The 8,622-nt window shown below is 62.5% G+C and carries 9 protein-coding genes and 1 pseudogene; 5 read left to right on the top strand and 5 right to left on the bottom strand.

Annotation, left to right across the window (positions count from 1 at the left end):
- Nucleotides 1-174 precede the first annotated feature (174 nt).
- On the bottom strand, nucleotides 175-702 hold the full coding sequence (locus OC446_RS28080; protein ID WP_262032235.1) for a hypothetical protein: 528 nt from the start codon (nucleotides 700-702) through the stop codon (nucleotides 175-177).
- A 156-nt stretch (nucleotides 703-858) separates the two neighbouring features.
- Complete coding sequence (locus OC446_RS28085; RefSeq protein WP_262032236.1) at nucleotides 859-1,188, bottom strand: LPXTG cell wall anchor domain-containing protein; 330 nt, start codon at nucleotides 1,186-1,188, stop codon at nucleotides 859-861.
- Between the two features lie 221 nt (nucleotides 1,189-1,409).
- Here OC446_RS28085 and gatB point away from each other — a divergent pair, with 221 nt between their 5' ends.
- From gatB to OC446_RS28110, 5 genes are all read left to right on the top strand, one after another.
- Nucleotides 1,410-2,885 carry an Asp-tRNA(Asn)/Glu-tRNA(Gln) amidotransferase subunit GatB gene (gene gatB / locus OC446_RS28090; RefSeq protein ID WP_262032237.1) on the top strand — a complete coding sequence of 492 codons (1,476 nt, stop codon included), beginning with the start codon at nucleotides 1,410-1,412 and terminating at the stop codon, nucleotides 2,883-2,885.
- A gap of 59 nt (nucleotides 2,886-2,944) precedes the next feature.
- On the top strand, nucleotides 2,945-3,583 hold the full coding sequence (locus OC446_RS28095; protein WP_262032238.1) for an SGNH/GDSL hydrolase family protein: 639 nt from the start codon (nucleotides 2,945-2,947) through the stop codon (nucleotides 3,581-3,583).
- On the top strand, nucleotides 3,580-4,758 hold the full coding sequence (locus tag OC446_RS28100; RefSeq protein ID WP_262032239.1) for an acyltransferase family protein: 1,179 nt from the start codon (nucleotides 3,580-3,582) through the stop codon (nucleotides 4,756-4,758). The genes OC446_RS28095 and OC446_RS28100 overlap by 4 nt, the downstream gene beginning before the upstream one ends.
- A gap of 16 nt (nucleotides 4,759-4,774) precedes the next feature.
- On the top strand, nucleotides 4,775-5,326 hold the full coding sequence (locus OC446_RS28105) for a GNAT family N-acetyltransferase (RefSeq protein WP_262032240.1): 552 nt from the start codon (nucleotides 4,775-4,777) through the stop codon (nucleotides 5,324-5,326).
- 127 nt (nucleotides 5,327-5,453) lie between these two features.
- A complete protein-coding gene (locus OC446_RS28110; protein ID WP_262032241.1) occupies nucleotides 5,454-5,639 on the top strand; it encodes a hypothetical protein in 186 nt (61 codons plus the stop codon).
- A 94-nt stretch (nucleotides 5,640-5,733) separates the two neighbouring features.
- Here the strand turns inward: OC446_RS28110 and OC446_RS28115 are convergent, their stop codons facing one another.
- The 3 genes and pseudogenes from OC446_RS28115 to OC446_RS28125 form a co-directional block, all read right to left on the bottom strand.
- Nucleotides 5,734-7,140 carry an adenylate/guanylate cyclase domain-containing protein gene (locus tag OC446_RS28115; RefSeq protein WP_262032242.1) on the bottom strand — a complete coding sequence of 469 codons (1,407 nt, stop codon included), beginning with the start codon at nucleotides 7,138-7,140 and terminating at the stop codon, nucleotides 5,734-5,736.
- Nucleotides 7,141-7,417: 277 nt separating this feature from the next.
- Nucleotides 7,418-8,272, bottom strand: a complete 855-nt coding sequence (sseA, locus tag OC446_RS28120) for a 3-mercaptopyruvate sulfurtransferase (protein ID WP_262032243.1) — start codon at nucleotides 8,270-8,272, stop codon at nucleotides 7,418-7,420.
- Nucleotides 8,273-8,289: 17 nt separating this feature from the next.
- Nucleotides 8,290-8,622: pseudogene (locus OC446_RS28125) on the bottom strand (alanyl-tRNA editing protein); the annotation flags it as partial.

Here is an 8,622-nt window from a genome sequence, read left to right on the forward strand (position 1 = left end):
CGCCACACAACGCCCCACTGCGGCGAACGAAACCCAGCCCACGCAACCAGGCGGGAGCCGACGCAGCGCTGGCCTACGACACGCCAGAGCCCCTTCCACCACCGTCGAACCAGGCCGCTTCTTTGACGAGCTGCATTTTTGACGGCGAACCGGGATCGCTCTGGCCAGAATGCTCTAGGTGTCCGCAAGTCCGGCGCCGGATCCTTCCGGATTGCCGAGAGCCGTGGCGATGTCCGCCAGGGTCGCCTTCTCGGCGTCGCTGACGGCGACGCCGCCAAACCCCAGAAAACCACCTTCCTTGCCGGCCTCAGCCGATTTACGCGCAACGCTCCATAGCCATGCCTTGAAAGCGGGCGCTTCCTCGGGAGTCTTCGCGTCGAGCAGGCTGGAGACCGCGTGGAGTTCTTCGACGGCCTTGCCTTTGATGTCAGCGAATTGGCTCCCCTTGAACTTGGCTTGAAATGCTTCTCTTACGGCGTTCTGGGTTTCCGTGCCGGCGATATCGTCGGCAACGGCCTTCACGAGAGGCGTGACTTGTGCGTCCTGCCTGGCTTCAAGCAGGGCCCATCCGCTTGCCATGGACTCCTGAAGCAGGCTCCAGAGGCCGCCCGGATCCGCCGCGGTGATCGCCATACTGGCGACGACTGGGCTCGCAACGATGCGGGACCATTCCTCAGGGGTGAAACTCGATTTGTCCGCCATCTCGGTCCTCCTTGTGCGTTTCGGTCGATAAGCCCAACCGTTCCCGCTCGGCCTTGGTTCCTCGCCATGGTCCCTCGGGGCGTGCCGGCAGCTCACGCGAAAATGGGCCCGACCCAGAGGTCGGACCCATCGCAGGCAGTTCCGCGGGAGGCGGGATTACTGCGGGTTAGCCGGTGCCGACGGAGCGGCCGGGGAGGAGGGGGAAGCCGGAGCTGCGGGAGCCGCGGGGGCCGACGGGGTCATCGGCGTAGCCGGAGCGGTCGAGCCGGTGCTCGGCGACGAACTCTCCGTCTGGGTGCCGGTGCTGCCGGTCGTGCTCGGTTCGTTGCTGCCGCCATCATAGAAGAGGAAGGCCAGAAGACCAAGCGCGACAACAAGGCCGCCGATTACGTAAGCAAGTGTGTTGGAACCACGCCCCGTGTTATCGTAGACATTGGTCTCACGATTGTAGACATTGGGTTCGCGATCCATAGGATCCATTGCCATTTTGAAACTCCTTGACCGTTTTACCTCCCGAACAACGCCGAATGTCGGATAGGGTTTCCGCCCAGCGTGGCAATTATTTTCGAAATCTGTGCATAAAATATTGCTGATCTTAACGTCCGATTCATCCTCCTGAACATCCGTTCATCTCGAAGGGGGTTGACCCGTTTACGGGGCGCTCGTACTCCGGGCAGGAAAGACAAGAGATCAAAGGCGCAAGGTTCATGAACGCTCCGGTCAACCCTAAGAAGCTCATCAAAGGTGCGACAGGCGATTGGGAGATCGTCGTCGGCATGGAGATCCATGCCCAGGTGACGAGCCAGGCCAAGCTGTTTTCCGGCGCCTCGACGGCCTTTGGCGGGGATCCGAACAGCCACGTTTCCCTCGTGGACGCGGCCATGCCCGGCATGCTGCCCGTCATCAACGAGGAATGCGTGCGCCAGGCGATCCGCACAGGGTTGGGTCTCAAGGCCGAGATCAACCTGCGCAGCACCTTCGACCGCAAGAACTACTTCTATCCGGACCTGCCGCAGGGCTACCAGATCAGCCAGTACAAGAGCCCGATCGTGGGTGAGGGCGAGGTGATCGTGGACGTGCCGGAAACCGGCGAGACCATCACGGTGCGCATCGAGCGCCTGCACCTGGAGCAGGATGCCGGCAAGTCGATCCACGACCTCCATCCCACCATGAGCTTCGTGGACCTCAACCGCTCAGGCGTCGCCCTGATGGAGATCGTCTCGAAACCTGATCTGCGCTCGGCGGACGAGGCTCGTGCCTACGTGACGAAGCTGCGCACGATCCTGCGCTATCTCGGCACCTGCGATGGCGACATGGACAAGGGCAACCTGCGGGCCGACGTGAACGTGTCGGTTCGCCGTCCGGGCGAAGAGTTCGGCACCCGCTGCGAGATCAAGAACGTCAACTCCATCCGCTTCATCGGCCAGGCCATCGAGGTCGAGGCGCGGCGCCAGATCGCCATCCTGGAGGACGGCGGCAAGATCGACCAGGAGACCCGCCTGTACGATCCGGGCAAGGGCGAGACGCGTTCCATGCGTTCGAAGGAAGAGGCGCATGATTACCGCTACTTCCCCGATCCGGACCTGCTGCCGCTCGAGTTCGACCAGGCGTATGTGGACGATCTCGCCCAGCACCTGCCGGAACTGCCTGATGAGAAGAAGGCCCGGTTCATGGCCGATTACGGCCTGGCGTCCTACGACGCCGGCGTTCTCGTGGCCGAGCGCGCTTCCGCTGATTTCTACGAGGAGGTAGCCAAGGGCCGTGACGGCAAGGCCGCCGCGAACTGGGTGATCAACGAGCTGTTCGGCCGTCTCAACAAGGAGGGCAAGGACATCACGCAATCTCCGGTTTCTGCTACGCAACTCGGCGCCATCATCGAACTGATCGGCGAGAACGTCATTTCCGGCAAGATCGCCAAGGACCTGTTCGAGATCGTCTTCACCGAAGGCGGCAACCCACGTGAGATCGTGGAAAAGCGCGGCATGAAGCAGGTGACCGACATGGGCGCCATCGAGAAGGCCGTGGACGAGATCGTCGCGGCTAACCCGGACAAGGTGGAGCAGGCCAAGGCGAAGCCGACGCTGCTCGGCTGGTTCGTCGGCCAGACCATGAAGGCGACGGGCGGCAAAGCCAACCCGCAGGCCCTCAACGAGATCCTCAAGGCCAAGCTCGGCATCGAGTAGGCCTGTCGGACTTCCCGGCGGATCACGTCCGCCGGGGCTCTTGCAAGGCGCTTGACCCCGTGACCTCGCAGCCCAACCCCTTTGCCCCGCACTGGCTGATCCGAGACATCGTGATCAGCTCGCACAAGGCTGCCGTGGGTCCGGGCGGGCTTATCTTCATCGGGGATTCCATCGTCGAAGGTTTTTACTGGAACCGGATCGGCAGCCTCGCGGTGCTCAATGCCGGCTATTCCGGCATCTGGACCGAAGCCCTGGAGCCGCGGGTGCCGCTTCTCCTGCAATCGGTCCTACCGTCCGTCGCCGTGCTTCTCGTCGGCACCAACGATGCCAAGAAGGATTGCACGGAGAGCGATCTCAAGGGCGTCGCAGGTCATTTGGAGCGGATCCTCGGCCATTTCGGCGACGCAAAGGTCCCCGTCGTCGTCCTGACGCCGCCGCCCATCGAGCCGGGGAAGCGGCTGACTGGCTTCTATTCCCCTGACGCCATGGCCTCCCTCAGCCGGCACATCCGTCGGATCGCCGAAGGTCGCGCCGCCGGAATTGTCGATCTCCAGACAGCCTTCGGCGACGGAAGTGGGTTGGCGAGGGAGGGGATGACCACGGACGGTGTCCACCTGTCGGCGCGAGCCTACCGCCTGCTGCACGACATGCTTGAAAGAGAAGCAGACACGCTGGTCCCGGAAAGGGAAGATCGATGACGCAGCCGCATCCGCTCACTGGCGTCGCCGCTCCGCCGCGGGGAGGGCATTGGCCGTTCCTCGACCTGCTGCGCTTCGGCGCGGCGCTGCTGGTGCTGTTCGGCCATACACGCGGGCTCCTCTTTACGAGCTTCCAGGATATTCCCCATCCGGGCCTCGGAACGAAGGTCTTCTACTTCCTCACGGGCATTCATCGGGAAGGCGTGGCGATCTTCTTCGCCGTGAGCGGCTTCCTGGTCGGTGGCGCGGTCTGGCGCTCGATCCGCGAGCGCCGGTTCGATGCCAGGTCTTATCTCGCCAGCCGGTTCTCCCGGATCTACCTGGTGCTCCTTCCGGCGCTCGCCCTGGCTCTGCTTTTCGATTGGGCCGGGCGATTCTTTCTTGGTGGTACACGGTTTTTCGCCGAGCGGCCGCTGATGCCCATGAGCTTCACCTCCGACTGGACTTGGCCGCAGATGGCCTGCAATCTCGCGGCCATGCAGGGGATCTTCTGCAAGCCACTGGGAGTGAATCCGCCGCTCTGGTCCCTGGGCTACGAATGGGTGTTCTACCTCATGGCCCCAATCCTGTTCGGCCTCGCACTTGCCCGTTTCTCCCGCCCGGCGAGAGTCGGAGGCATAGCCCTGGTGCTTGTCGGGCTCGGCGCTCTCGCTGGCCCCTTGTCCCATTGGCTGCCCTGGCTCGCGATCTGGCTTGCCGGCGCGCTGGCGGCCCAAATCGTCCGTGCACGGGAGCTGCCACTGGCGGCAGGGCTGTTCGGGCTTGCTGTCGTGGCGGTCGGATTCGTTCTGTCCCGTGCGCAGATCGTGCCGGTCTACACGACCGATCTCATGGTCGGACTCGGCACGGCGCTTGCCAGCGCGAACGGACAGCTCCTCGGCTGGTGTCCCCTGAGGAGGCCTGTCCGGATCGGGGCCGATTTCTCCTACTCGCTCTATCTCATCCATGTGCCGGTTACTGTCCTGCTGGGAGGCCTCATCGAGCGTTTCGGCTGGCCCTCGACGCTGGTTGTCCCTGACATGGCCGTCTATGCGGCCTTCGCCGGTCTCGTGATCTCGGCGCTTGTGGCGGCTTTCCTCTTCGCGCAGCTCACCGAGCGCCATACGGATCGCGTCCGCCGGTTTCTCCTCGGCCGGACATCGCTCAAGGCCTCCGCACCTCCGACGCCGATCTAAATTTGTTGAGCCTGCCATGGTCTATACCTCATCGACATCCGAACTGAATTCATCAGCATTCCAGCTGCGGCCCGTCGCCGATCACGATGCGCAGGATCTCTTCGGGCTCTTGTCGCTCTGCTATGCGGAATATCCGGGCTGCTTCGTTGACGCTCATGACGACCTGCCGGACCTGCTGGTCCCCAGCGCATCCTATGCCGCGACCGGCGGCGCATTCTGGGCTGTCGAAGACGAACGCGGACGCGTTTGCGCCTGCGTCGCCATCGATTTTCCGGAAGAGGGAACGGCCGAACTGCATCGGCTCTATGTGCGCCCGGATCAGCGTGGGCGCGGCTTGGGCGCGATGCTCGTGTGTCAGGCTGAAAGCCACGCCCGGGCAAAAGGCGCCGACCGTATGGTTCTCTGGTCAGATACCCGTTTCACGACCGCGCACAGGCTCTACGGGCGATGGGGCTACACGCAGCTCGCCGGACAGCGTCTGCACACGGATATCTCCAAGACGGCGGAATACCGGTTCGAGAAGCAACTTCAGGAGGCCCGTCTGGCTAATTCACTGAAGATCGCTTAATCTGTTCGTGCGACCGATCGATCGGCCGCATTCATCAACCTCAGCCGAAGGAGGCGTCACATGGCTTTTTACTTGGTCCCATGCACCCACGCCGCAACCCTTCCCATCATCAAGGCTGCAGGTTTCGATGAAGCAGATTACCCTTTCCCTTGTTTGGCTGACCGTTCGTATTGATCTGATTCCGACTGCCCGCGAACGCGGTCGGGAACCCGCAAAAGCACCCGCCCGATCCGAGCTGCGGTCCGCGCTGCACGCAAGGCTCAGTCCGCACTTGCTCAAGGACATCGGCGAAGACGCGAGCGGGCGTGATTGACGATGATCGAGAATAGTTCTGAAGGATACGGTATGACCGTATCCTTCTCCTACTCGCCCTGCGGACGCGAACTGTTTCTACTGAATTCCGCTGTTTATGGAATTTCGTAGACCAGAAACTCGTCGTTGATACCGCGAAGCGCGGTCTTCTGGAGGGTTGGCTGCAGTCCCTGCAACTGGATGATCTGCGAGGCCTGCGGGTTCTCGACAACGGCATCCGTCGCGAAGATCGCACGCGAGACGGCGAGGCCTTGGACGCGCGAGGCAATGTTGACCGTCTGGCCGAAATAATCCTGCCGGTCGTTCAGAGTCACGGCGAGGCATGGCCCCTCGTGAATGCCGATCTTGAGCAACAGATCTTCGCTTCCGCGCTCGTCGTTGAGGCTGCGCATGGCTTCGCGCATCCGCAAGGCCGCCGAGATCGCATGGTCCGGTGTCGGGAATGTCGCCATGACGGCATCGCCGATGGTCTTGACCACCGCCCCCGCCTCGGCGGCGACGATCTCGTGGAGGACGCGGAAATGTTCGCGCACGAGATCGTAGGCCACGAGATCGCCGACGCGCTCGTAGAGCTCCGTCGAGCCCTTCAGGTCGGTAAAAAGGAAGGTAAGGCTGGTGATCTTCAGGCGTTGGTCGATGTCGAGCGTGTCGGTGCGGTAGAGGTCGCGGAAGGTTTGGTTCGTGAGCAGACGTTTCGCCGTCAGGAAGGGGCGCCGCCGTTCCAGCATGTGGTGCAGGACATCGCCGGCCACCCAAACGGCGGGCAGAACGCGTCGATTGGTTCGGTTCTCGAGGGTAATCCGCAACGGGCCGGGCTGCATGACCAAGGTGTCGTTCTGCGGGTGGCTTTCATTGAGAACAAGCGTGAGGTTTTGCCGCTCTCGCGTAGGTTCCCCTTTCACATCGATGAACTGGGCGGCGTGGGTAACCGGATCGAATACGATCACGAACTCGGCCGGAAGCTGCAGGGACAGGATCGCCCGCTCGCCCGGCGGAAGGTCGACCGCGTCGAGCACGATCTCGTCGAGCCTGCGTTCATAGTCCTCCGGCAGGTCGATTCCGGAACTCCAGAAGACCTGGCGGACATATTCGTGCATTGGGAGAGTGTCCGGCTCGTGGGCAGCGATCTTGCGGACACGGGGGCTCACCGTGAACGTCACCTCCACCATCTCGTCGAGGGTCGGCTCGTATCCGGCCGCACAAAGCGCGCAGCTGTATTCGCTCTGCTTGATGGACTTGAGACTCATGCCGGATTCGAGCACTCCACCGCATCCGGGGCAGAGCACATTCCACGACATCTCGAACATTCCGAGTCGGGCGGCATGCAGGAAGGCACCGATGACCTGATCTTCATCGAGCCCATTCCGGGCCGCGAAGGTGAGAGCGTTGATACGGTTCAGTTCATGATCCGGCGCATCCCGGATCATGACTTCCATGGCATCGACGACGTTGGGTTCGGCAGATTGACGCAGGACTGCGAGGAATTTCTGATCTTCGGTCATGAGGCGACCTTCTTAGAGGTGCGGACTGGACCGTTGAAGGATCGGCAACGCTGCGGGGCCGCACGGATCACGATGGTACGCTTCGATTACAAATCCTTATGGTCCAAGGAGATAGCCCTCTAATTCGGCATTGTAAGGGCAGGGCGGACTTTGGAGCTTAGCCGTCCTTTGATCCGTCGACGCTCTGGCCGTTTAAACAAGGAAAGGATACAGCGCCGCCTGTTATGCGGGCGATCCCTTCCACTTCACCGTGCGTTCGAAGGAAGCTGAGCCGTGATCAGCCTTCTTTCGCCTCGCCCGTCGCCACGGGCAGGTCCTCACGGCCGCCCCACTCGGTCCACGACCCATCATAGATCGCTTTGATTGGTCGTCCGGCCGCTTCGAAGGCGACGCCGAGAACGGCAGCGGAGACACCGGAGCCGCAGCTTGTGATCACCGGTCGGTCGAGATCGATGCCCGCTCGCGCAATGGCTTCTTCCAGTGACGCCTTATCCATCAAGCGACCGTTTTCGATAAGCTGATCGAAGGGTAGGTTGAGGCTGCCGGGCATATGGCCCGACCGAAGGCCAGGACGTGGCTCGGGCGCTTCGCCCCTGAACCGCGCCGCAGCGCGCGCGTCGACCACCTGCGAAGCGCCGGTACGGAGCGCCTCCTGTACTGTGGATGCGTCCGCGACGGCCGAGGCATCGAAAGACGGGTTGAAGGTTCGAGGAGAGCGAGGCTTCTCGGGGCCCGTCTCGATGGGGCGATTCTCGGTTCTCCAGGCGGGGAAGCCGCCTTCGAGGATCGAGACGTTGTGTGCACCGAAGATCTGGAATGTCCAGCGGACGCGTGGCGCCGAGAAAAGGCCCATTCCATCATAAACGACGATGGTCATGTCCTCGCTGATCCCCATGGCGCCGACGGCCTTCGCGAAGTCCTCCGGTGAAGGGAGCATGTGGGGCAGGGAGGCCGAATTATCCTTGACCGTATCGATGTCGAAGCGCACCGCGCCTGGGATATGGCCCGCCAGATACTCCGCCTGCGGGTCGCGGTTCTGGGCGGGAAGGTACCAGGAGCCGTCCACGACCGTCAAGTTGGGGTCGCTGAGGTGCTCCTGCAGCCAAGCGGTCGAAACGAAAGGCTGTGACATGGGGCAGCTCCTTTGGATTAGTCGACCAGGGACATGCGAACGCGGCGGTTCTGCTTGCCCTTCTTCTCGATGTCGGTGATGGCGACCGTGCCGATCTCGCCGGTGCGTCGCACATGGGTGCCGCCGCAAGGTTGAAGATCAATCCCCTCGATCTCGACCAGACGGACCCGACCCGATCCGCGCGGTGGCTTCACCGACATCGTTTTCACGAGCCCCGGATTGGCGTCGAGTTCCGCGTCGGTGATCCAGCGATCGGTGACCGGTGCGTCGCGCTGGATCAGGGCATTGAGCCTGTCCGTGATATCCACCTTGTCGAGGCCGGCATCGGGAATGTCGAAGTCGAGCCGCCC

The organism is Microvirga sp. Mcv34 (assembly GCF_024519725.1).
In the GTDB taxonomy this organism is placed as follows: Bacteria; Pseudomonadota; Alphaproteobacteria; order Rhizobiales; family Beijerinckiaceae; genus Microvirga.